The sequence below is a fragment of the Allobosea sp. RAF48 genome, from assembly GCF_052114025.1.
Lineage (GTDB): Bacteria > Pseudomonadota > Alphaproteobacteria > Rhizobiales > Beijerinckiaceae > Allobosea.
This window is the reverse complement of record NZ_JBFRDZ010000002.1, coordinates 384,174-407,147: the sequence shown is the minus strand read 5'-3', so window position 1 is coordinate 407,147 and position 22,974 is coordinate 384,174. Positions and strand designations below refer to the sequence as shown.

The 22,974-nt window shown below is 66.5% G+C and carries 24 protein-coding genes; 15 read left to right on the top strand and 9 right to left on the bottom strand.

Going from position 1 to position 22,974, the window contains the following annotated elements; all coding sequences use genetic code 11:
- Positions 1 to 4 precede the first annotated feature (4 nt).
- The gene (locus AB4Z10_RS05270; RefSeq protein WP_441469326.1) at positions 5 to 1,201 is read right to left on the bottom strand and encodes an amidase; all 1,197 of its coding nucleotides are present in this window, start codon (positions 1,199 to 1,201) and stop codon (positions 5 to 7) included.
- 6 nt (positions 1,202 to 1,207) lie between these two features.
- Positions 1,208 to 2,797 (bottom strand): gamma-glutamyltransferase family protein, encoded by a 1,590-nt coding sequence (locus AB4Z10_RS05265; RefSeq protein WP_441469325.1) that lies wholly within the window; start codon positions 2,795 to 2,797, stop codon positions 1,208 to 1,210.
- 135 nt (positions 2,798 to 2,932) lie between these two features.
- Between AB4Z10_RS05265 and AB4Z10_RS05260 the strand changes: the two genes are divergently transcribed.
- Positions 2,933 to 3,172: a hypothetical protein gene (locus AB4Z10_RS05260; RefSeq protein WP_441469324.1), complete on the top strand. Its 240-nt coding sequence runs from the start codon at positions 2,933 to 2,935 to the stop codon at positions 3,170 to 3,172.
- A 110-nt stretch (positions 3,173 to 3,282) separates the two neighbouring features.
- On the opposite strand, the gene AB4Z10_RS05255 is transcribed toward AB4Z10_RS05260, so the two are convergent.
- The 3 genes from AB4Z10_RS05255 to AB4Z10_RS05245 all read right to left on the bottom strand — a co-directional run bounded on the left by AB4Z10_RS05255 (position 3,283) and on the right by AB4Z10_RS05245 (position 6,881).
- Complete coding sequence (locus AB4Z10_RS05255; protein ID WP_441469323.1) at positions 3,283 to 3,651, bottom strand: DUF1850 domain-containing protein; 369 nt, start codon at positions 3,649 to 3,651, stop codon at positions 3,283 to 3,285.
- The gene (locus tag AB4Z10_RS05250) at positions 3,648 to 5,804 is read right to left on the bottom strand and encodes a TRAP transporter permease (RefSeq protein ID WP_441469322.1); all 2,157 of its coding nucleotides are present in this window, start codon (positions 5,802 to 5,804) and stop codon (positions 3,648 to 3,650) included. Before AB4Z10_RS05250 ends, AB4Z10_RS05255 begins: the two co-directional genes overlap by 4 nt.
- A gap of 108 nt (positions 5,805 to 5,912) precedes the next feature.
- Positions 5,913 to 6,881, bottom strand: coding sequence for a TAXI family TRAP transporter solute-binding subunit (locus AB4Z10_RS05245; protein ID WP_441469321.1), 969 nt, complete (start codon positions 6,879 to 6,881; stop codon positions 5,913 to 5,915).
- Positions 6,882 to 7,105: 224 nt separating this feature from the next.
- Here AB4Z10_RS05245 and AB4Z10_RS05240 point away from each other — a divergent pair, with 224 nt between their 5' ends.
- Positions 7,106 to 8,740 (top strand): OpgD/OpgG family glucan biosynthesis protein, encoded by a 1,635-nt coding sequence (locus tag AB4Z10_RS05240; RefSeq protein ID WP_441469320.1) that lies wholly within the window; start codon positions 7,106 to 7,108, stop codon positions 8,738 to 8,740.
- A 6-nt stretch (positions 8,741 to 8,746) separates the two neighbouring features.
- Here AB4Z10_RS05240 and AB4Z10_RS05235 read toward each other — a convergent pair whose 3' ends face one another.
- Positions 8,747 to 9,466 carry a hypothetical protein gene (locus AB4Z10_RS05235; RefSeq protein WP_441469319.1) on the bottom strand — a complete coding sequence of 240 codons (720 nt, stop codon included), beginning with the start codon at positions 9,464 to 9,466 and terminating at the stop codon, positions 8,747 to 8,749.
- Between the two features lie 133 nt (positions 9,467 to 9,599).
- On the opposite strand from AB4Z10_RS05235, the gene AB4Z10_RS05230 reads away from it, so the two are divergent.
- The 11 genes from AB4Z10_RS05230 (at position 9,600) to AB4Z10_RS05180 (ending at position 19,111) form a co-directional block, all read left to right on the top strand.
- Positions 9,600 to 9,746, top strand: coding sequence for a hypothetical protein (locus AB4Z10_RS05230; protein ID WP_441469318.1), 147 nt, complete (start codon positions 9,600 to 9,602; stop codon positions 9,744 to 9,746).
- A gap of 13 nt (positions 9,747 to 9,759) precedes the next feature.
- Positions 9,760 to 10,494, top strand: a complete 735-nt coding sequence (aztA, locus tag AB4Z10_RS05225) for a zinc ABC transporter ATP-binding protein AztA (protein ID WP_441469317.1) — start codon at positions 9,760 to 9,762, stop codon at positions 10,492 to 10,494.
- A gap of 163 nt (positions 10,495 to 10,657) precedes the next feature.
- Positions 10,658 to 11,533 (top strand): metal ABC transporter permease, encoded by an 876-nt coding sequence (locus AB4Z10_RS05220; protein WP_441469316.1) that lies wholly within the window; start codon positions 10,658 to 10,660, stop codon positions 11,531 to 11,533.
- Positions 11,534 to 11,567: 34 nt separating this feature from the next.
- Positions 11,568 to 12,506 carry a metal ABC transporter substrate-binding protein gene (locus AB4Z10_RS05215; RefSeq protein WP_441469315.1) on the top strand — a complete coding sequence of 313 codons (939 nt, stop codon included), beginning with the start codon at positions 11,568 to 11,570 and terminating at the stop codon, positions 12,504 to 12,506.
- A 43-nt stretch (positions 12,507 to 12,549) separates the two neighbouring features.
- Positions 12,550 to 13,512: a CobW family GTP-binding protein gene (locus tag AB4Z10_RS05210; protein WP_441469314.1), complete on the top strand. Its 963-nt coding sequence runs from the start codon at positions 12,550 to 12,552 to the stop codon at positions 13,510 to 13,512.
- 182 nt (positions 13,513 to 13,694) lie between these two features.
- The gene (locus tag AB4Z10_RS05205) at positions 13,695 to 14,693 is read left to right on the top strand and encodes a WD40 repeat domain-containing protein (RefSeq protein ID WP_441469510.1); all 999 of its coding nucleotides are present in this window, start codon (positions 13,695 to 13,697) and stop codon (positions 14,691 to 14,693) included.
- A gap of 5 nt (positions 14,694 to 14,698) precedes the next feature.
- Positions 14,699 to 14,995, top strand: a complete 297-nt coding sequence (locus AB4Z10_RS05200) for a hypothetical protein (protein ID WP_441469313.1) — start codon at positions 14,699 to 14,701, stop codon at positions 14,993 to 14,995.
- A gap of 126 nt (positions 14,996 to 15,121) precedes the next feature.
- A complete protein-coding gene (locus AB4Z10_RS05195) occupies positions 15,122 to 15,544 on the top strand; it encodes a hypothetical protein (protein WP_441469312.1) in 423 nt (140 codons plus the stop codon).
- Between the two features lie 78 nt (positions 15,545 to 15,622).
- Positions 15,623 to 17,437, top strand: a complete 1,815-nt coding sequence (locus AB4Z10_RS05190; RefSeq protein WP_441469311.1) for a glucan ABC transporter ATP-binding protein/ permease — start codon at positions 15,623 to 15,625, stop codon at positions 17,435 to 17,437.
- Between the two features lie 129 nt (positions 17,438 to 17,566).
- Positions 17,567 to 18,676: a calcium:cation antiporter gene (locus tag AB4Z10_RS05185; protein WP_441469310.1), complete on the top strand. Its 1,110-nt coding sequence runs from the start codon at positions 17,567 to 17,569 to the stop codon at positions 18,674 to 18,676.
- A 99-nt stretch (positions 18,677 to 18,775) separates the two neighbouring features.
- Positions 18,776 to 19,111, top strand: a complete 336-nt coding sequence (locus tag AB4Z10_RS05180) for a DUF1330 domain-containing protein (RefSeq protein ID WP_441469309.1) — start codon at positions 18,776 to 18,778, stop codon at positions 19,109 to 19,111.
- A 15-nt stretch (positions 19,112 to 19,126) separates the two neighbouring features.
- On the opposite strand, the gene aroB is transcribed toward AB4Z10_RS05180, so the two are convergent.
- On the bottom strand, positions 19,127 to 20,266 hold the full coding sequence (aroB, locus tag AB4Z10_RS05175; RefSeq protein ID WP_441469308.1) for a 3-dehydroquinate synthase: 1,140 nt from the start codon (positions 20,264 to 20,266) through the stop codon (positions 19,127 to 19,129).
- 5 nt (positions 20,267 to 20,271) lie between these two features.
- Complete coding sequence (locus AB4Z10_RS05170) at positions 20,272 to 20,865, bottom strand: shikimate kinase (protein WP_441469307.1); 594 nt, start codon at positions 20,863 to 20,865, stop codon at positions 20,272 to 20,274.
- Positions 20,866 to 21,039: 174 nt separating this feature from the next.
- Here AB4Z10_RS05170 and AB4Z10_RS05165 point away from each other — a divergent pair, with 174 nt between their 5' ends.
- On the top strand, positions 21,040 to 21,186 hold the full coding sequence (locus AB4Z10_RS05165) for a histidine kinase (RefSeq protein WP_441469306.1): 147 nt from the start codon (positions 21,040 to 21,042) through the stop codon (positions 21,184 to 21,186).
- Positions 21,183 to 22,112, top strand: a complete 930-nt coding sequence (locus AB4Z10_RS05160) for a site-specific tyrosine recombinase XerD (RefSeq protein WP_441469305.1) — start codon at positions 21,183 to 21,185, stop codon at positions 22,110 to 22,112. The genes AB4Z10_RS05165 and AB4Z10_RS05160 overlap by 4 nt, the downstream gene beginning before the upstream one ends.
- Positions 22,113 to 22,229: 117 nt before the next feature.
- Here AB4Z10_RS05160 and AB4Z10_RS05155 read toward each other — a convergent pair whose 3' ends face one another.
- Positions 22,230 to 22,928, bottom strand: coding sequence for a carbonic anhydrase (locus AB4Z10_RS05155; protein ID WP_441469304.1), 699 nt, complete (start codon positions 22,926 to 22,928; stop codon positions 22,230 to 22,232).
- Positions 22,929 to 22,974: the final 46 nt, after the last annotated feature.

Here is a 22,974-nt window from a genome sequence, read left to right as displayed (position 1 = left end):
CCTCTCAGGCGATCCGGATGCGGGCGGCGCGCTCGTAGCGCACCGCGAAGGCGACGAGGGAGCGGTCGGAGCCCTTCGGTCCGATAAGCGACAGGCCGAGCGGCGCGCCCTCGCGCTGCGCCACGGGAATGGTGATCTGCGGGAAGCCAGACAGCCCCGCAAGGCAGAGCAGACGCAGGGCCCGGTTGCGGAAATCCTCCAGCTCCGCCTCTTTCGCTGCGATTAACGGGGCGATGTCCGGCATGGTCGGCAGGATCAGCACGCCGTCCCGGCCGAGAAGGCGCGCGAGCCGGGTGCGGAAGGTTTTGCGGGTGGCTTCTCCCCGGGCGTATTCGGCGTCGGTCACCGCCTTGGAGAAGATGAAACGCTCCCTGACGCCCGGCCCGAGCGGCGGGGCGAAGCGCTCGATCATGGCGCCGTCGGACAACCAGGCTTCGCGACCTTGAATCCAGCGGAAGGCCCAGTAGAGCGCGTCGAGATCGCGCACCAGCTTGACGCTTTCCGGCTGGCCGAGTGCCGGGATCGTGCGCTGCACGACATTGCGCAGGATCGACTCGGCCTCGGGGATGGCCTGGGCGAACATGTCGTCGGCGATGATGAGGCGCGGCGTCTCCGGCAGTTCTGTCCGATCCAGATCGAACAGCGTGTTGGACACGCGGGCGAAGACCTCGCCGTCGCGGGCAAACCAGCCGGGCGTATCGAGGCTCTCCGCCAGCGGCCAAACCCGCTTCAGCGAGAGCCGGCCATGGGTCGGGCGGATGCCGAAGAGCCCACCATAGCTTGCGGGAGCCCGCACCGACCCGCCGGTGTCGGAACCAACAGCGATATCGGCGAGGCGCCCCGCCACCGCCGCCATCGAGCCGCAGGACGAGCCGCCGGTGATCCGCTCGGGCGCAGCGGGATTGATCGGCGAGCCGAAATGCGCATTCTGGCCGTTGAGCGAGAAGGCGAGTTCGTCGGTATGGGTCTTGCCGACAAAGCGGGCGCCGGCCTGGAGCAGGTCCTTCACGATCGGGGCCGTCTTCGTCTTGATGCCGGACTGCGCCAGCACCAGCGGCGAGCCCGCCCCGGTCGGATAGCCCTTGACGTCGAAGAGATCCTTCACCGCGAGCGTCAGCCCGGCCAGAGGCCCCGCGGCGGCGTGCTTCACCGGCGCGTCGGGGTAGGGAACAAAGCAGCGGAACGGATCGTCGAAAGTCATCTGGCGTCAGATCCCCCTTGCATCGCCGTCGGAGCGCGGGTCGTGCACCGCCTCGACACGGCCCTTGGCGTGCTTCACCAGCATGCCGGCATGGCCGAAGCCCTCGGAATAGGCCAGGCCGCTCTCCTCGACCGGATGGCCGGCGGCATCGAGCCGTTCCAGCAACGAGGAATCGAAGCGGCTTTCGAGCTTGAGGCTGGTTGAGCCGGCCCCCCAGGTCTTGCCGAAGAGCCAGCGCGGCGCGTCGACCGCCGTGGCGAGGTTCTGGCCGGCACGGTAGCGCGTCAGGATCTGCGCCTGGAACTGCGGCTGGCCGTCGCCGCCCATCGAGCCATAGGGCAGGATGCGCCCGTCATCGAAGCGGGCGAAGGCAGGATTGAGCGTGTGGAAGGGCTTGCGCCCCGGCGCCAGCGGATTGGCGGCATTCCTGTCGAGCGAGAAGGAGACGCCGCGGTTCTGCCAGTGGATGCCGGTTGCGGGCAGCACGCAGCCGGAGCCGTATTCCCAATAGATCGACTGGATGTAGGACACAGCAAGGCCGCTGCCGTCGATCGCGCCCATCCAGATCGTATCACCGTCGCCATTGCGCAGGGGCAGCTTCGCCGCCCGCTTCATATCGATGGCCGCGGCCTCGCGCTTCAACGCGGCGTCGGTCAGGAAGTCCGCAGGCGGGTGATCGAGCTCGGCCGGGTCGGTGACATAGCGGTCGCGAATGGCGAAGCCGCGCTTCGTCGCCTCGATCAGCCCGTGATGGTGCTCGAAGCTGTCGAGCTCGAACCGGCCGAGCCGCTCGAAGATGCCGAGGATGATCAGCGAAGCCAGCCCCTGCGTCGGCGGCGGCAGGTTGGCGACGGTGAGGCCGGGCAACTTGAGCGTCAGCGGCGCGACGGAGCGCGCGCGATAGCGTTCGAGATCGGCGCGAGTGACGGGGGCGCCGATGCGTTCGAGATCGGCCGCGATCTCGCGCCCGACGTCGCCGCGGTAGAAGTCGTCGAGGCCGGCATCGGCGAGCTGCTGCAGGGCTGCGCCGAGCGCTTCCGGCCTGCGGCGGGCGCCGGGCTTGGGCGGCGCGCCGTCGACCCAGAAGCTGGAGAGGAAGCCGGGCGCGGCCTTCAGCGCCTCCAGCTCGTTGGGCTTGTTGCCGAGCTCGGAATCCGAGACCGCATAGCCTTCCCGGCAATGGCTGATGGCATCGATCAGCAATTCTCTGAGCGGCATGCGCCCGCCGAGCGAGCGCGAGAGATCGAGGGCAAGCTGCCAGCCTCCGACGGCGCCGGCGACGGTCAATGCCGCTTCCGGCCCGCGCGAGGGAATGGTGTCGTAGCCGTTGCCGCGATAGCGCTCGATCGTGGCGAGAGAGCCGGCCGGGCCACAGGCCTCGATGCCGTGCAGCCGGCCGCCGGGCTCATGCACCAGCCAGAAGCCGTCGCCGCCGATCGCGTTCATATGCGGATAGACCACGGCGATCGTCGCGGCCATCGCGACCATGGCTTCGATCGCATTGCCGCCTTCGGCGAGCACGGCTCGCCCGGCCTCGGAGGCGAGGCGATGGGGCGCTGCCACTGCAGCGGAGGCGAAGACAGGCGTATCCAGCATCAGGGCTTTTCAAGTTCCGGAATCATGCCCATCTGGGGGCGGCGGGCGCGAATTTGTTGCATGGGGCGGCAAGCTCCGCTAGGTGCCTAGGGCGCATGGCGGCGTGAGGCGGCCGGCACGCGAAGGAAGGACAGCATGGCCGGACGGCATATGAACTGGCGCAACCTGATCATGGTCTCCTCGTTCGGGATCCTGATTGCCGTCGAGCTCTTCGGCGTGGCCCTGGCGGCTGGTTGGGCGCTGGCGGGCTTGTTCGATCTCGGCGCCATCTTCGAATACATCATGATGGCGATCTTCTCGGTCTTCGCGGCCTATGGCCTGCTCAACCTGATGCGCCGGATGCTCAAGATCGAGCATCTGACCGAGGTCGATTGATCGGGCGTCATGCTCGGGCTTGACCCGAGCATATCAGGCCGAGGAAGGCTCCCGCGCCTCGCCTTCAAGAGATTCTCGGGTCTGCGCTTCGCTCCGCCCGAGAATGACGGCTATTGCTCGCAGATCTTCAACGTGACCGGATCGGCATCCGCCGGGAGATAGTCTCCCACCGAGCGGCAGCCTGATGCCGCGCAGATGCGCCAGTCCCCCGTCGCACCCGAGCGGCGCATCACGACTTCCTTCAGCGGCGGTAGCGCCGGGCGCCAGCGCCAGAAGCCAGCCACAAGCTTGGCGTCGTCGGGCGGATCCATGCCGGCACCGGAGCCCTCGATCCGCGCCTCGACGATCTCGAGCCCGGCGGGCGTCTCCCGCCAGACCTCTTCCCACAGCGTCTTCTGCACCGAATGGTGCCAGCCGAGCGTGATCTCGCTGCGGCCGAGCGCCACGACGAGCGTGCCGGCCGCGAGACACAGGCTCATGCCAGCGCGGTCTCGGCCTTGCGGGCCGCGAACCAGTGCCTCAGCACGATAGCAGCGGCGAGCGCGTAGCCGAGTGGATCGCTATAGGCGAACTCGCCGAAGAGCAGCACCGCCGCGCCGAAGCTCAGCACGCGCTCGATGACGGAGAGCTTTCCGAACAGGTAGCCGATCGCGACCATGCCGAAGAGGCCGATGGCGACCGTCGCCTTGAAGGTGGCGTAGACCACCGCCGGCCAGAAGCCGATGACATTGGCCATCGGATCGCCCGGTTGCAGCATCAGCGCCGGCGAATAGACGGCGATGAAGGGGATGACGTAGCCCGCGAGCGCGACGCGCATCGCCTCCCAGCCGATCTTGTCGGGGTTCTCTTTGGCGATCGGCGCGGCTGCGAGTGCCGCCAGCGCTACCGGCGGCGAGAGGTCGGCCATGATGCCGTAGTAGAAAGCGAACATGTGGCTGACGATCAGCGGCACCCCGAGCTTCTCCAGCGCAGGGGCGGCAAGCGCCGCGACGATGATGTAGGTCGGAATCGTCGGGATGCCCGTGCCGAGCAGGATCGACAGGATCATCGTCAGGATCAGCGCCAGGAACAGGCTGGACTGGCCGAGGCCGATGATCCAGGCGCCGAAGGTGGTGCCGATGCCGGTCTGCGTCATCAGGCCGATGATGGTGCCGACGATGGCGCAGGCGATGCCGACCGGCAGGGCGGTCTTGGCACTGTCGGCGAGTGCGTCGCGGCTGATCGTCAAGGTCGTGCGCCCGCCGAGCGTGAACGCATTGGCGAGGACCAAGACCGCGATCAACCCGGCGACGACGCGGATATCCATGCCCTCGCGGAAGAGCGCGGCCGCGATCAGGCCGAGGCCAATCCAGAAGATCACGCGCAGGGTCTGCGTGCGCAGGCCCATCGCAATGCCCGCGCCGAGCAGCAAGCCTACCGTCAAGGCAAGGCCGATCGTGCCGGCGAAGAGCGGCGTGAAACCGTGGAACAGCATGAAGATCAGCACGGCGAGCGGCAGCGCCAGGTACCAGCGCTCGCGCAGGGCCTTGAGCGGGCTCGGCAGCATGGAGCGCTCGATGCCCTTGAGGCCGTATTTGCCGGCTTCGAGATGCACCATCCAGAAGGCCGAGGCGAAATAGAGCACGGCCGGGATTGCGGCGGCCTTGACGATCTCGGCATAGGGCACGCCCAGCGTCTCGGCCATGATGAAGGCGACGGCGCCCATCACCGGCGGCATGATCTGGCCGCCCATCGAGGCGGTTGCCTCGACGCCGGCCGCGAAGGCGCGGCGGTAGCCGAACTTGATCATCAGGGGAATGGTGAACTGGCCGACGGTGACGACGTTGGCGACGCCGGAGCCGGAGATCATGCCCATCATGCCGGATGAAACCACCGCGACCTTGGCGGGGCCGCCGCGCGAGCCGCCGAAGATGCCAAGCGAGACGTCATTGAAGAGATGAATCATCCCGGCCTTCTCGAGGAAGGAGCCGAAGACGATGAACAGGAAGATGTAGGTCGCGGAGACGTAGATCGGCGTGCCGTAGAAGCCCTCCGTGCCGAAGGAGAGATGGCCGATGATCTGGTCGAAGCCATAGCCGCGATGGTTGAAGGGCGCAGGCAGGTACTGGCCCAAGAACCAGTAGAGCAGGCAGACGCCGCACATGATCGGCAGGGCATTGCCCATCAGCCGGCGCGCCGCCTCGAAGACCAGGACGATCAGCAGCGTGCCGACGACGAGGTCCATGGTCGAAGGGTCGCCGTCACGCAGGATCAGGTCGGCATAGAAGATCCATTGATACAGGCCGACGCCGAAGCCGAGGATGCCAAGCGCCCAGCCGAGCAGCCGGCCGGGCGTATCCTTCGCCCGGAAATTGGCGACGAGGCCGAAAGAGAGCAGCAGCAGGAAGCCGACATGGACGCCGCGCGCCGCCTGGCTCGGCAGGAAGTTCCAGGCGGAGATCGCGATCTGGAAGGCGGCGAAGGCGATCGCCAGAGCATAGGCGAAGAGCCCCCAGCCGCCTGGGCCGAAGCCGGGCGGAAAGCCGTGCTCGAAATTGTCGAGATCGGGATGCTCGATCGGAACCGGGGTGGCGCCGGAGAGTTCGTGCAGCCGGTCGGTGTCGGCTCCCGTCACGGAGGTCTGCTGTGTCATCGCGCTACCCTCGAAAGCCGACCGCCGTCATGCCCGGGCTTGACCCGAGCATCTCGGAAACCAGCGAACTGGTCATGAGATTCTCGGGACAAGCCCGAGAATGACGTTCTACGAACCGGCCTTCAGGCCCTTTTCCTTGAGATAGCGCGCCGCGCCCGGATGCAGCGGCACGGGCATGCCGTCGAGCGCCTTCTCCAGCTTGATCTCCTTGCCGGCCGAGTGCGAGGCGGCGAGATCGCCGAGATTCTCGAAGACGTTCTTGGTCATCTGGTAGACGAGCTCCTCCTTCACGCCCTCATGAGTGACGAGGTAGTTGACCACGGCGGCCGTGTTCACGTCGCTTGTCTGGCCGGTATAGGTGTTGGCCGGGATCGGGGCGCTGATGAAGGGCGGCCCGGCCTTGTCGATGACCGCCTTCGGCACCTCGACGACGTTGATCTCGACGGAGGTCGCGAGGTCGCGCAGCGAAGCGACGCCGAGGCCGGCCGATTGCAGGGTGGCATCGAGCTGGCGATTCTTCATCAGTTCGACCGATTCGGCGAAGGGCAGGTACTCGATCTTGCCGAGGTCCTTGTAGGTGATGCCGGCGGCCGCGAGGATGGCGCGGGCGTTGAGCTCGGTGCCGGATTTCGGCGCGCCGACCGAGAGGCGCTTGCCCTTGAGATCGGCGAGCGTCTTGATGCCGCTCTCCTTCGAGGCGACGATCTGGACATAGTTCGGATAGATCGCGGTGATACCGCGCAGCTTCTTCAGCGGCGCCTTGAAGCCGGCTTCCTCGTCGCCCTTCCAGGCGGCATCGAGCGAGTCGCCGAGCGTGAAGGCGATCTCGCCGCGGCCCTGCTGCAGCAGCACGAGATTCTCGACAGAGGCCTTGGTCGCCTGCACGGTCGGCCGGACGTTCTGGATCTTCTCGCCATAGATCTTCGAGAGCGCGACGCCCATGGGGTAATACACGCCGGAGGTGCCGCCGGTCAGGATGTTGATGAAGTCCTGGGCACTGGCTTTCACCGGGGCGGCGGCGAGCGCGACAGCGGCGGCGAGGCCGGCAAGGTTCCGGGCGCGGAACAGCGTTTTCATGATGTCTCCCTGGAAAGCCTCCGGCTCGTGCGGCCGGTTGTCGCGCATTTTAGAGCATGCTGCCGGTGAAAGTGAAAGCACGACGGCGCCCCGCGCTTTTCGCCTTTAGCCCAAGCCCGGACTGGTTTCGCCATGATTGGCTGACTATCTCCCGCTTCGCGCGGCTGCTCTTTCCCCGGGAGCGGGCCAGCCGGGCAACGGGACAACAGGCTATCAGGAACGACATGGATAACCGCGCCGGGCAGGGCAGCAACCAGAGGTTTCGCCTCGATCGACGGACTCTTCTCACAGGCGCGGGCGCAACGGCGACGCTGGCGGCGCTCGGGTTCACGCCTGAGGCGCTGGCTCAGCAAGGGCTCAAGCTCGGTCAGGCCGAGGACTTCACCTTCGAGGCGCTGAAGGCGCAGGCGAAGCAGATGGCGGCGCAGGCATATCAACCGCCGCCGAGCCCGCGGCCGGACGTGCTGCAGCGGATCGATTACGACGCCCATGGCAAGATCAGGTTCAAGCCGGAGATGGCGCTGTGGGCGAACGGGCCGTCGCCCTGGCCGGTGACCTTCTTCCATCTCGGCCGCTATTTCCAGAAGCCGGTGCGGATGCATGTCGTCGAGGCTGGCCGGGCGCGCGAGATTATCTACGACGAGAGCTATTTCGAGATGCCGGCCGACTCGCCGGCGCGCGGGCTGCCGACAGGGGCTGGCTTCGCCGGCTTCCGCTTCCAGGAAAGCCGCAGTGGCCATCCCGGCCGCAAGGGTGAGACGCTCGACTGGAAGAAGAACGACTGGGTCGCCTTCCTCGGCGCGTCCTATTTCCGCGCCATCGGCGAGCTCTATCAGTACGGCCTCTCGGCGCGTGGTCTCGCCATCGACCCGGCAGTCGCGGGCCGGTCCGAGGAATTCCCTGACTTCACCCATATCTGGCTGGAGACGCCGAAGGACGGGGCCGAATACGTCACGGTCTATGCGCTGCTCTCGGGGCCGAGCGTGGCCGGCGCCTATCGCTTCCGCATGCATCGCGGCAAGGGCGTCACCATGGAGATCGAAACCGCGATCCATCTGCGCAAGGATGTCGAGCGGCTCGGCATCGCGCCGCTGACCTCGATGTTCTGGTATTCGGAGACATTGAAGCCGACGGCGATCGACTGGCGCCCGGAGGTCCATGATTCCGACGGGCTTGCGCTCTGGACGGGGCCGGGCGAGCGCGCCTGGCGGCCGCTCAACAATCCGCCGCGCACCATCGCCTCGGCCTTCGTCGACAACAACCCGCGCGGCTTCGGGCTGATGCAGCGCGATCGAGAAGTCGGGCACTACCTGGACGGCGTGCTCTACGAGCGCCGCCCGAGCCTCTGGGTCGAGACGGAAGGCGATTGGGGCAGGGGCTCGGTTCAGCTGATCGAGATCCCGACCGACGACGAGATCCACGACAACATCGTCGCGATGTGGGTGCCGGAGGCCTCGGCCCGAGCCGGCAATGCCTACAACTACCGCTACACGCTGCACTGGCTCGCCGACGAACCTTTTCCGACCACGCTCGGCCGGGTCGTCGCGACGCGGTTGGGAAATGGCGGCCAGCCCGGGACGGCGCGTCCAAAGGGCGTGCGCAAGTTCATGGTCGAGTTCCTCGGCCCGGCATTGGAGACGATTCCCTTCGGCGTGAAGCCGGAGGTGGTGCTTTCCGCCTCGCGCGGCAGCTTCTCCTACGTCTTCGCCGAGGCGATGCCGGACGATGTCCCCGGCCACTGGCGCGCCCAGTTCGACCTTACGGTCGGCGGCAGCGAGCCGGTCGAGTTGCGCTGCTATCTCAAGGCCGGCGACACGGTCCTGACCGAGACCTGGCTCTACCAGTATCTCCCGTTCTGAGGAACGCTAGCTTTCGAGTAGGCGATAGACATGTGCCCCGGCGATCGCAATCCCGAGAACGCCGAGTTGGCTTGCAACACCCACGAAGGCGAGCGGGTAGATATAGGCGTCGCTGTCGTCGACATCCAAGATGCCCGTCATGGTGATCATGATCGCGAAGATACCCGCCATCGTTGCGGCCACCGGCACGACGACGATGGCGAGGAGCTGCCATGTCAGCCCATCCGTTCTTGCGATGGACTGGGCGAGGCCGGGATCCTGCCTACCGAGCGCGAGTGCACTGAATGCCAGCGTCGTCCTTAGCAGGATCCAGCTCAACGCTATCGCGAAAACCAACTTCGCAGCCATGATGACCGGAGATGCCGGAACGTCGCTTGAAATCACCAGCATGGCCGAGAGCGCCACGACGTTGTAGGCGCCGTACCGCAAAGTCGTGAACGAAGGTGCGCCGATCCGGAAATCCACGTTCCGCCCCAGGACGATCTCCCGTACTGCAAGGAGGCAAAGCGGCAGCCAGAGGATCGCCGACGAGACGTTCAGGAGCCACGACGTCGCGAAGTTTTCGAGCGATGGCGCGTTTTGCCCCGCCAGTTCCACCAGGACGAGTCGATGGTGGATCGGGATCGTACATATCGTCGCGACTAAAACCATTAAGGGATGGCGCAGCAGAAAGCGCCCGAGATCGCGCAAGGTCGCGCCCGCGACCGCAAGCACCGGCAACGTCATGATAAGTCCCCCGGCCAATTAGAACAGATAGAGTACAAAAATCTCGCTTGATGCAAGCGCTTTCGCTGCGATGCCGTGGCAGCCGGGCAGACCGCCATTGCGCCGCGGCGAATGTAATATTATAGCAGTGCATATGCCGTCGCAGAGCCACACTCACTCCCATGCCGTTGCGATAGAGCCCGGTTTCTCGCTGCTGCGGCTTTCCGCGCCGGCGCGACTTGGTTTCGCGGCGCTCATCGTCGCTCTGCTGTGGGTGGCGACGCTGGCCGTGATCCTTTGATCGAGTAGCGTTGATGTCCGCCATCCGCCTGACAGATCTGACTCTGGGATATGACCGTCATCCGGCGGTGCATCACCTTTCGGGCGAGATCGAAACCGGCAGCCTCACCGCCATCGTCGGCCCGAACGGCGCCGGCAAGTCGACCTTGCTCAAGGGCATTGCCGGGGCGCTCGCGCCGCTGTCCGGCGGCGTTGCGCTCGCGAAGGGCAAGCGGCTCGCCTATCTCCCGCAATCGGCGGATCTCGACCGCTCCTTCCCGATCCATGTCTACGATCTCGTCGCGATGGGGCTGTGGAACCGGGCCGGCATCTTCGGCCGGATCGGTGCGGGCGCTGCCCACAAGATCGAGCATGCCATCGCGGCGGTGGGCCTGACCGGCTTCGAGCGCCGGCCGATCGGCACGCTCTCCGGCGGGCAGATGCAGCGGGCGCTGTTCGCGCGGCTCCTGCTGCAGGATGCCGACGTGATCCTGCTCGACGAGCCCTTCACCGCGATCGATGCGCGCACGACCGCCGATCTGCTCGAACTCGTCCGGCGCTGGCATGGCGAGAGCCGCACCGTCGTCGCCGTGCTGCACGATATCGAGACGGTCCGGCAGGCTTTCCCGCAGACGCTGCTGCTGGCGCGAGAGGTTGTCGCCTGGGGCGAGACCGGCGCAGTGCTGACGCCAGAGAACCTGCTGAAGGCGCGGCGCATGGTCGAGGCCTTCGACAGCCACGCCACTCCCTGCCAGCGCGACGCGGCGTAACCACCGCCCCAGCGCCTCCTCCAACCCAATGACAAGTGCTCGGTCATCCCGGGCGTAGCGAAGCGAAGACCCGGGATCCATGCCTGAGCGCTGCCGAACGAGGTTCAGGCATGGATCCCGGGTCTCCCTGCGGTCGCCCGGGATGACCTGGAAATAGCGTTTCATGCTCTACGATCTCTTCATCAGCCCCTTCGTCGAATTCGACTTCATGCGGCGCGCGCTTGTCGGCGTGGTGGCGCTCTCCGTTTCGGGGGCGCCCATCGGCGTCTTCCTGATGCTCAGGCGAATGAGCCTGACAGGCGACGCCATGGCGCATGCCATCCTGCCGGGCGCGGCGCTGGGCTATCTTGTCGCCGGCTTCTCGCTGCCGGCGATGACCATCGGTGGGCTCGCGGCCGGCTTCGCCGTGGCGCTCGCTGCCGGGGCGGTGGCGCGGGCGACGGTGCTCAAGGAGGATGCTTCGCTCGCTGCCTTCTATCTGATCTCGCTGGCGCTGGGCGTCACCATCGTCTCGCTGCGGGGGTCGGCGATCGACCTGCTGCACGTGCTCTTCGGCAATGTCCTGGCGCTCGACGACCAGGTGCTGATCCTGCTCGCCGGTGTCGCGACCGTGTCGCTGTTGTCGCTGGCGGCGCTCTACCGGCCGCTGGTGCTGGAATGCGTGGATCCCGGCTTCCTGCGCTCGGTCAGCCGCTCCGGAGGCATCGTGCATCTGACTTTCCTCGCGCTCGTCGTGCTCAACCTCGTCGCCGGTTTCCATGCGCTGGGGACGTTGCTCGCCGTGGGCATGATGATGCTGCCGGCTGCTGCTGCGCGCTTCTGGACGGCCGATATCACGCGGCTGCTGCTGCTTGCTGCCGGTTTCGGCATGGTGTCGGGCTATGCAGGGCTCGTCGTGTCCTACGCGGCCGGTTCAAGCCTGCCTGCCGGCCCCTCGATCATCCTCGCGGCCGGCGCGATTTATATCGGCTCGCTCCTGTTCGGCTCGCAGGACGGACTTGCGCGTCGCCTCTTGCCTCGCGCCCATCTCCAGAGATAGAAACGTTATATTGTTTCATTTCGTGGAGTTGCCAATGCCCAACCGTCGCGCCCTCGTCGCCGGCCTCGCTTTCGGGCTCGCCGCAGCCGCCGCGCCGCTCAGTACCTTCGCGCAGGAGAAGCTGCCGGTGGTCGCGAGCTTCTCGGTCCTCGGCGATTTCGTCCGGCAGGTCGGCGGCGACCGCGTCAACGTGACGACTCTGGTTGGGCCGGACGGCGACGCACACGTCTATTCGCCGACCCCGGCCGATGCGAAGGCGATGTCGGCTGCGAAGCTCGTCGTCGTCAACGGGCTGCATTTCGAGGGCTGGCTGCCGCGTCTCGTGAAATCCTCCGGCACCAAGGCGACGCTGGCCGAGGCGACGAAGGGGATCACGCCGCTCGAGGCCGATGACGACCATGACGATCGCGGCAAGGGTCATGCGCATGCCCACGGCCATGACGACCCCCATGCCTGGCAGAGCATCGCCAATGCGAAGACCTATGTCGCCAACATCCGCGATGCACTGAGCATGGCCGACCCCGCCGGCAAGGCTACCTACGACGCCAACGCCACGACCTATCTTGCGGCGCTGGACGGGCTCGAAGGCGAGGTGAAGGCTTTGGTCGCGCGCATCCCGGCCGAGCGGCGCAAGGCGATCACCACGCATGATGCCTTCGGCTATTTCGTGAAGGCCTATGGTATCGAATTCGTTGCGCCGCAGGGCGTCTCGACCGAGGCTGAAGCTTCCGCCAGGGACGTCGCTCGGATCATCCGGCAGGTGAAGGCGCAGAAGATTCCGGCGGTCTTCCTCGAAAACGTCACCAATCCGCGCCTTGTCGAACAGATCGCGCGCGAAAGCGGCGCCAAGGTCGGCGGCCGGCTCTATTCCGATGCGCTCTCGGCCGAGAGCGGCCCGGCGGGGACTTACATCCGGATGATGAAGCACAATATAAGCGAAATCGAAAAGGCGCTGACCGCCGGCCCGGCCTGACCGGGCGGTGTCGTCCTTGCGTCGCAGTCATTCAGGTCAAGCCATGTCCGAGAAAATCCCCGTCACGGTGCTCACCGGCTATCTGGGCGCCGGCAAGACCACGCTCCTCAACCGCATCCTGACCGAGGACCACGGCAAGAAATTCGCCGTCATCGTCAACGAGTTCGGCGAGGCCGGCATCGATGGCGACCTCATCGTCGGCGCCGACGAGGAAATCTTCGAGATGAACAACGGCTGCATCTGCTGCACCGTGCGCGGCGACCTGATCCGTATTCTCGACGGGCTGATGAAGCGCAAGGGCAAGTTCGACGCGATCATCGTCGAGACCACCGGCCTCGCCGATCCCGCCCCGGTCGCGCAGACGTTCTTCGTCGACCAGGATGTCGGCGACGCGACCCGCCTCGATGCCGTCATCACCGTCACCGACGCGAAGTGGCTCAAGGACCGGCTGAAGGACGCGCCCGAAGCGAAGAACCAGATCGCCTTCGCCGATGTCATCGTTCTCAACAAGACCGATCTCGTGACCGCGGAAGAGCTGGCCGATGTCGAGGCCGCGATCCGCGCGATCAACCCCTATGCCAAGTTGCACAAGGCCGAGCGCGCCAATGTCGATATCGCCGCCTTGCTCGACCGCAACGCCTTCGACCTCGACCGCATCCTCGACATCGAGCCGGATTTCCTCGAGGCCGGGCATCACCATCACCATGCCGAGGATGTGCGCTCGATCTCGCTGACCGTGCCCGGCGATGTCGATCCCGAGAAGTTCATGCCGTGGATCAACGACCTCACCCAGATCCAGGGTCCGAACATCCTGCGCTCCAAGGGCATCCTCGCCTTCAAGAACGAGCCGCGCCGCTTCGTCTTCCAGGGCGTGCACATGATCCTGGACGGCGACCTGCAGCGCGACTGGAAGGATGGCGAGACCCGCGAGAGCCGCCTCGTCTTCATCGGGCGCGGTCTCAACGAGAACGAATTGCGCAGGGGGTTTGAAGCCTGCGCGGCCTGAGGGCTCCTACCTCCAACGCGGTCATCCCGGACAAGCCGCGTAAGCGGCGCCGATCCGGGATCCATGCCGGAGCCTTCATCGGAGGCGTTCCGGAATGGATCCCGGGTCTTCCTTCGGTCGCCCGGGATGACGTCGCGGTTTTCATCGAACGCGAGCTGCGTTAGACCCCGGCCATGACGACGATGACTCCACCCGTCTCGCTGCGCGAGCATGTCACCCCGATCGCCGCGGAGACGCATGTCGTCGCCGCTCGCTGGCTGAAGCAGGGGCTCGCGCTCGCGCTCGCCGACGGGCGCGTGCTGCGCTGGCGCGACGGCGCGACCGATATGGTCGAGGCCCATGCCGGCGGCATCCTGTCGGCGACGAGCGATGCCGATCGGCTCATCACCGGCGGCGATGACGGGCGCGTCGTCGCAACCCGGATCGAAGGCGAGCCGGAAGAGCTGGCGAAGGACCCCAAGCGGCGCTGGATCGACGCGATCACGCTGTCGGCCTCGGGCAACCTCGCCTGGAACAACGGCAAGACCGTGCAGGCCCGCGACGAGAAGGGCCGCGTCCGCACGCTGGAAGCCGCGAGCACGCCGCAGGGCCTCGTCTTCGCGCCGAAGGGCTACCGCCTCGCCATTGCGCAGATGAACGGTGTTTCGCTCTGGTATCCCAACGCCGAGGCGACGCCGGAATTCCTGGAATGGAAGGGCTCGCACCTCGACGTCGTCTGGTCGCAGGACGGGCGCTTCATCGTCAGCTCGATGCAGGAGAATGCGCTGCATGGCTGGAAGCTCGGCGACAAGCCCGGCCATATGCGGATGACTGGCTATCCGGCGAAGCCGCGCTCGCTGTCCTGGTCGCATGACGGGCTCTGGCTCGCCTCAAGCGGGGCGGATGGGGCGATCGTCTGGCCGTTCCAGGGCGATGGCCCGCAGGGCAAGGCGCCGCGCGAATGCGGCGTGCGCCGTGCCCGCGTCACCCGCGTCGCCTTCCACCCCGGCGCGCTGGTGCTGGCGATCGGCTACGATGATGGCTGCATCCTGCTGGTGCGGCTGACCGACGGCTCCGAACTGCTGGTGCGGCCGGCCGAACGCGACAGCGGCATCAGCGCCTTCGCCTGGGACAAGGGCGGCAAGCGGCTCGCCTTCGGCGCCGAGGACGGCGCGGCCGGCGTACTCGTCCTGCCGAGCTGAGCGCGATGCGCTTCGGTCTCTTCGGTAAGCCTGAGACCCGCAAGGGCGGCGATGCGAAGGCCGAAGCCAAGGCCCTGGCCGAACGCATGAAGGTTCAGGTCAGGGAGTTCCTCGGCCTGCCCGAGACGGCTGCGATCGCCGTCAACGAGATCATCTGTGCCGACCCTGCCTGCCCGGGCAGCGAGACGGTGATCCTGGTGATGAAGCCCGGCGAGAAGACCCGCGCCTACAAATTGCAGATGGCGATGGCCGAGGTTACTGCCGAAGCGCTGGTGGAGGTTCTCCGTCCTGCTCAGGCTTGATCTAAGCCTCTCGGAAATCTGTGCCTTGTTGTCGTGAGATGCTCGGGGCAAGCCCGGGCGTCTGCTTTCACGCTCACGGCTTGAGGCCGTTCGGCAACGCCGGCGCCTCGGCCCGCGGATGAATTCTTGGTCGTGCCCGTCGGCGATGTAGCGCAGTCGCTGGGTGAGGAAGGGATCGGAGATCTCGACGCTTTCGAGTGCGACCGGCCCGCTCTTGCGCGCGATCTCGGCGAGGCGGGTGATCTCGTCGATCAGCTCGTGCGGGTGGCTTGCGCTCATCGTGAACGCGAAGCGCATACCGATCGGCAGGCCGTGCAGGATGACGGAAAACGGAAAGCGGATCATCGTCGCGGCGGTCGCGTCGCCGAAGAACACGATCACTGCGTCGACGTCGTAATAGGCCTTGAAGTTACCGCCATCGAGCATGATCAGGCCGACGCGCACGCCGATGCCGGCGAAAAAGCCGATGCCCGTAGCGGGATCCATGACAGCACCTCGGCGCAGCGATCACCCGGACAAGCGCTGCCGCAATGCCGAGACCTGGATTAACGACAATGATCAGCTCTTGAAGGAAGCGTTGAGGTTGACCGCTTGCCCGCAGCGCCCATTCGGCTAAAGCTCTGGGCGATGTCGCTTCTTTCGCTCTATGCCCGTGTCCTCGGTGAACTCGGCCCGGAAAGGCGGCTGGGTCTCATCCTGGCCTTGGCCAATGTCCTGCTGGCCGCGGTCGCCTTTGCAGAGCCGATGCTCTTCGGCACGCTGATCGACCGGCTGACCACGATCCAGATGTCCGGCGGCAAGCTGACCTGGGACAGCATCGACTATCTGATCCTCGCCTGGGTCGGCTTCGGCCTCACCAATATCGGGCTCGGCGTCTTCGTCGCGCTCCATGCCGACAAGCTCGCCCATCGCCGCCGGCTCGCGGTGATGGCGCAATATTTCGAGCATGCGCTGACGTTGCCGCTCGCCTATCACACGCAGACCCATTCCGGCCGCGTGCTCAAGGTGATGCTCGACGGCGCCAGCGCGATGTGGGCGCTCTGGCTCTCCTTCTTCCGCGAGCATTGCGCCTCGATCGTCGCGCTGTTCGTGCTGCTGCCCTTCACCATCTGGAAGAACTGGCAGCTCGGCCTGCTGCTGATCGCCCTCGTCATCCTGTTCGGCTCGCTGACGGCCTTCGTGCTGCGGCGGACCGACCAGCTCCAGCGCAGTGTCGAATCGTATCATTCCAGCCTGGCCGAACGCGCTTCGGACGCGCTCGGCAACGTGCCGGTGATCCAGAGTTTCACCCGCATCGAGGCCGAGGTGCGCGGCCTGCGCTCGACCATCACGAACCTCCTCAACGCGCAACTGCCGGTGCTGTCCTGGTGGGCGGTGGCCAATGTCGCGACGCGGGCCTCGGCGACGCTGACGGTGCTGGCGATCTTCATCGTCGGCACCTGGCTCCTGATGCACGGCCAGACCACTGTCGGCGAGATCGTCACCTTCATGGGTTTCGCGACGATGCTGGTCGGGCGTCTCGAGCAGATCGTCGCCTTCGTGAACTTCATCTTCATGCAGGCGCCGAAGATGCGCGAGTTCTTCGAAGTCCTCGACACGTTGCCGACCGTGCGCGACCTGCCGAACGCTCCGGACCCCGGCCGACTCAGCGGCGCCGTCGCCTTCGAGGACGTCTCCTTCTCCTATGACGGCAAGCGCACCGCGGTGCGCGACGTCTCCTTCTCGGTCAGGCCCGGCGAGACCATCGCGGTCGTCGGCTCGACCGGCTCGGGCAAATCGACCACGCTGGGGCTGCTGCACCGTGCCTTCGATCCGCAGTCGGGGCGGATCACGGTCGATGGCCTGGACATCCGCGACATCTCGCTGCTGTCGCTCCGGCGCAATATCGGCGTCGTCTTCCAGGAGCCGATGCTGTTCGCGCGCTCGATCCGCGAGAACCTGCTGGTCGGCAAGCCGGAGGCGAGCGATGCCGAGCTGATGCAGGCGCTCGACCGCGCCCAGGCGACCGAGGTGATGGCGCGCCAGGCCGACGGCCTCGACACCCTCGTCGGCGAGCGCGGCCGCACGCTCTCCGGCGGCGAGCGCCAGAGAATCTCGATCGCGCGCGCGCTGCTCAAGAACCCGCCGATCCTGATCCTCGACGAGGCGACCTCTGCTCTCGACGCGGCGACCGAGGTGAAGCTGCAGAAGGCGCTGGAAGAGGTGATGAAAGGGCGCACCACCTTCGTCATCGCGCATCGCCTCGCGACCATCCGCAATGCCGACCGCATCCTTGTTTTCGAGCAGGGGCAGGTCGAGGAGATGGGCACCTTCGACGAGCTCGTCGCCAAGGGCGGGCGCTTCGCGGCGCTGGCGCGGGCGCAGTATCTCGTCACCGACAATCCGGTGCCGCTCGCCGAAAGCGATGCCAGTCCGCTGGCGCAAAAAATCAGCGCCGGCTGATACGCCGCCGGCTCTCGGAAGGCCGTCGCGAAGGTCGCATGCGACATCAGCCGTTGCGCCGATGTCGCCTTTCCCGCTTATTAGATCGCGCCCTTCCCGCAACAGAACTTCCGTGTGACGACGACGATGATGATCCTTCGCCTTGCCTGTGCCTGGCTTTCGGTTGCCGCTTTTCTGCTGTTCGGCGACACCCTGCTTGGCCAGCTTGGCGCGCCGTTGCCGTCGCTGCTGCTGTTCTTCTGGCTGCTCGGCATCATCGTCTGGGCGTCCTTCGGCGTCGTGCACGAGGCCGAGGAACTGGCCGAGAGACTGGGCGAGCCCTATGGCACGCTGATCCTGACCCTTTCGATCGTCATCATCGAGGTGGCGCTGGTGGGCGCCGTCATGCTGGGCGCCAAGGGCGCGCCGACGCTCGGACGCGACACGATGTTCGCGGTACTGATGATCGTGCTCAACGGCGTGGTCGGCGTCGGGCTGCTCATCGGCGGCCTGAGGCATTTCCAGCAGCGCTACAACCTGAAGGGCGCCTCTTCCTATCTGGCCGTCATCATCCCGCTGACGGTGATCCCGCTCTTCCTGCCGAACTTCACCACCTCGACGCCCGACGGGACGCTGACCTCGTTCCAGGCGATCGCCTTCTCGATCTTCACGGTCGCCCTCTACGGCGCCTTCCTCGCGCTCCAGACGGGCCGGCACAGCATGTTCTTCCGGGAGCCCGAAGAGGACGGCAAGCCGGCGTCTGCCGCGGCCGTCGCCGAGGGCGGGCCGACCTCACTGTCTTCCGCGGGTGAATTGCTGCCGCGCGTCGGCCTGCTCCTCGCCAACATCCTGCCGATCGTCATCCTCTCGAAGAGCCTGGCGAAGGTGCTCGATTTCGGCATTGCCCAGCTCGGCGCCCCGACGGCACTCGGCGGCATCCTGATCGCTATGGTGGTGTTCACGCCGGAATGCATCGCGGCACTGAGGGCGATCACCGCCAATCAGCTCCAGCGCGCGGTCAATCTGTGCCTGGGCGCGGCGGCCTCGACGCTCGGCATGACGGTACCGGCGGTGTTGCTGATCGGCGTCTTCACCGGTCAGCCGGTTGTGCTCGGCCTGTCGGCGACGAACATGGTGATCGCCGCCATGACGCTGCTGCTCTCGACGCTGACCTTTACGGGCACGCGCACCACGATGCTGGAAGGGGCGGTGCATCTCGCCGTGTTCTTCGTCTTCCTGGTGCTGGTGTTCAGCCCCTGACCGGCACGCGATAACCCGAGAGGTAATCGACCCGCGCCGCCCGGCGCGACATGGTCTCCCGCGACGGCTGCCATCGGTGGCCTTTCAACGGAGATGATCATGGCCGCCTACGCCATCGCCCATCTGCAGGATGTCCGGCTCGGGCCGGAGATCATCGACTACATCCGGCGCATCGACGCGACGCTTGTTCCCTATGAGGGTCGGTTCCTGATCCATGGCGCGGCGCCGGAGATCATCGAGGGGCCGTGGCCGGGCGATCTCGTGATCATCGCCTTTCCCGATCTGGAGCGGGCGCGCGCCTGGTACGACTCGCCGGGTTATCGCGATATCCTGCCGCTGCGGACGGAGAACTCGCTCAGCGTTGCGATGATCGTGAAGGGCGTGGAGTCCGGCTACCGCGCGACCGATTTCCTTGCGAAGTCCGGCCTCGCCTGAGTCGGTGCGCCAGCCTTACGCTGCCAGTTCGGCCTCGATGAAGCCGCGCACCTCGTCGGCAGCGACGCCCGGCGCGATGAAGCTCTTGCCGATGCCGCGAGTGAGAATGAAAGTCAGCACGCCGCGCTTGACCTTCTTGTCCTGCGTCATGGCGCTGACGATCTCATCGGCGGTGCCGGCGCCGCCGGGCACCTGCTGCAAACGGCTTGGCAGGCCGACATGGTCGAGATGGCGCGCGACACGCCCGGCATCCTGTCCCGTGCAGAGACCGAGGCGTTGCGAGAAGCGGAAGGCGAGCGCTAGCCCGATAGCGACGGCCTCGCCATGGACGAGGCGGCTGGAATCGTAGTTGGTCAGCCGCTCCAGTGCATGGGCGAAGGTGTGGCCGAGATTGAGCAGGGCGCGATCACCTTCCTCGCGCTCGTCGCGGGCGACGATCGCCGCCTTGGCGCGGCAGGAGACGGCGACGGCATGGTCGCGCTCCGGTCCGCCGGCGATGACGCGGCTCCAATTGGCTTCGCACCAGTCGAAGAAATCGGGATCGTCGATCAGCCCATATTTTACCACCTCGGCATAGCCGGCCTTGAACTCACGCTCGCTCAGCGTGTCGAGCAGAGCGGTGTCGGCGATCACGAGCGCAGGCTGATGGAAGGCGCCGATCAGGTTCTTGCCATGCGGCGAGTTGATGCCGGTCTTGCCGCCCACCGAGGAATCGACCTGGGCGAGCAGCGTGGTCGGTACCTGCACGAAACGCACGCCGCGCCGCAGCACCGCCGCCGCGAAGCCGGTGAGATCGCCGACGACGCCGCCGCCGAAGGCGATGACGAGGTCGTTGCGCTCGATCTTCGCCGCCAGCAGCGCGTCGCAGAGCGCGATGAACTGGGCATAGGATTTCGAACCCTCGCCCGGCGGAATGGTGATGCGGGTCGCCGTGATCCCTTCCTGGTGGAGGCAGGTCTCGAAGGCGGCGCCATGCAGGGCGGCCACGCTGGTATCGGTCACGAGGGCGGCCTTGGCGCCGGGCGCGAAGGCCGCGATCAGCGCCGCCGCCTCGCAGAGCTGGTGGCGGCCGATATGGATGTCGTAGGCGCGGCCTTCGAGCGCGACGGGGACGACGATCCGCGCGCCGGCCTTCTCGGTCAGGGTGGCGTTCATGACGTTTATTCTCCGGCCGTCAGGCGCAGATAGCCGCCCAATGCGGCAATGGTATCGCCGACCACGACTTCGTGAGGCTCGTCGCTCGACAGAATGGTCAGATCGGCGAGGGCATAGACGGGCTCGCGTTCGGCCAGCATCCGGCGCAGTGTCGCCTCCGGATCGGCAGTCTGAAGCAGGGGGCGGTTCGAGCGTTTGCGGACGCGGCGCATCAGCACGTCCGGCTCGGCCTTGAGCCAGATCGAGATGCCGAACTGCTTGATCCGCTCACGCGTGTCGGCATTCATGAAGGCACCGCCGCCGGTCGCCAGCACGACAGGCGACTGCGTCTCCAGGATGCGGCTGATCACGCGTCGCTCGCCCTGGCGGAATTCGGCCTCGCCACGCTGCTCGAAGATCTCGGGGATCGTCATGCGGGCCGCTGTCTCGATCTCGACATCGGCGTCGATGAAAGGCATGCCGAGCCGCGAGGCCAGCCGGCGCCCGACTGAGCTCTTGCCGGAGCCCATCATGCCGACGAGCACGATGGTGCGCCCGCCGAGGGCGGTGCGGAGATCGGCCATGTCCGGGGCGGCGATGGTGGCAGCGGCGGTCATCAATGTATTTTCCCTGGGAGGGCTGTAGCACGCAGCTGCCGGCCGCGTCATGCCTTCGTCATGGCTTTTTGGCCGCGCTTTGCACGCAGCTGTGGCGTGCCAGCCCTTGCGCGATGTGGACGGCATCGCGGATAGTGACTCGGCCCAAGATCGCGCGATTGCGAAAGTCCGCCCGACGTGCCGACGTTATTCCGTTTTCTCGCCTTCGTCGCGATCATCGCCGGTCTGGTCTTCGGTGGAATGGTGGCGCTCGTCACCTTCGTGCAACCGGTGCAGCGCGAGATGGTCGAGATCGTGCCGCCTTCGAAACTCCAGCCGAAATGAGCCGGTTGTCGCGCCAGCGGCTGAATACCTTCCTCGACATGCTCGCCGCCGAGCGCGGCGCGGCGCGCAATACGCTCGACGCCTATGAGCGCGATGTCGAGGATTATCTCGAATTCCTTGGCGGCAAGGCGCCGGGAGACGCGACCGCCGCGGACATTCGCGGCTGGCTGGCGGACCTTTCGGAGCGCGGGCTCAAGGCCTCGTCCGCCGCGCGCAGGCTGTCCGCCGTCCGGCAGTTCCACCGCTTCCTCTACACCGAGGGGCTCGCCGGGACCGACCCTACCGCCGCGATCTCGGGGCCGCGCCAGGGGCGACCGCTCCCGAAGGTGGTCTCTGTCGGCGATGTCGACCGGTTGCTTGACGTTGCGCGGGCGGCTTGTTCGCAGGAGGGCGCGACGAGGGCAGCCCGGCTGAAGGCGCTGCGGATGCGCTGCCTCGTCGAGATGCTCTACGCCACGGGCCTGCGCGTCTCCGAGCTGATCGCGCTGCCACGCTCGGCCGCGACGACGCGCGAACGCTTCCTGATCGTGCGCGGCAAGGGCGACAAGGAACGGCTGGTGCCGCTGAACGAGGCGGCACGCCAGGCCGCGCGCGACTGGCTGGCGGCTTTGACGGAGGCCGGGCAGGCCGAAGGGCGCTGGCTGTTCCCATCCGATGGCGAGAGCGGGCACCTGACACGCCAGGTCTTCGCGCGCGATCTCAAGACGCTTGGCGGAGCGGCGGGGCTTTCAGCCGCCGCGCTCAGCCCCCACGTGCTGCGCCACGCCTTCGCCAGTCATCTGCTGCAGAACGGCGCCGATCTCAGGGTGGTGCAGGAACTGCTGGGGCATGCCGATATCGCGACGACGCAGATCTACACCCATGTCCTCGATGAGCGGCTGAAGAGCATGGTGCGCGATCTCCACCCGCTGGCGGATGGGGAGTGAGGCGCAGCCGATGCCGAAGCACCCTCGGGCCGAGCGAAGCGCAGCCCCGAGAATCTCAGGGTCAGAGCAGCTGGTTTCCGAGATGCTCGGGTCAAGCCCGAGCATGAAGTACAGCGCTCACGCCTCGGAGCAGCGGATCTGCTGGACGCGCTTGGGCATCTCGCCGACGGCCGGGATGAATTGGCCGGTGACCGGGTCGAGGATCATCAGCACGCCGGAGGCGACGGCGAAATAGGCGCCATGCAGATGCAACCGGCCTTTGCTCTCCAGAATCTGGACGCAGGGGAAGGTGCGGAGATTGGCGAGCGATTGCTGGATCGAGGCCAGCTCCAGCCGGTGCAGATAGTCGTCGAAGCTCTCGTTGCGGCCGCGCCCGCCGGTGCGTTCGGCCGCCGGGCCGATCAGGGTGATCCATTTGCCGATGAAATCGCCCGGCGAGAGCGCTTCCTGGCTGTCGTCGGCGAAGGCGCGGATGCCGCCGCAGCGGCCGTGGCCGAGCACGACGATGTGCTGGACCTTGAGGGCCTGCACGGCATATTCGAGCGCCGCCGAGGTGCCGTGGAGCTGGTCGTCCGGCGCGAAGGGCGGGATCAGATTCGCGATATTGCGGGCAACGAACATCTCGCCCGGCCGCGCATCGAAGATCACTTCCGGCGAAACGCGCGAGTCGCAGCAGCCGATCAGCATGATCTTCGGCGTCTGCCCGTGCTCGCCGAGCTCTTCATATCGGCTCTGCTCCCGGACGAAACGATCGTCGAGGAAGGCACGGTAGCCTTCCGTCAGGCGCTGCGGGAACGGCTCAGCAGGCTTGTCCATGGCCCTTCTGGAACAGGAAACAGCGGCTTTCGTCAAGTCGATGTTG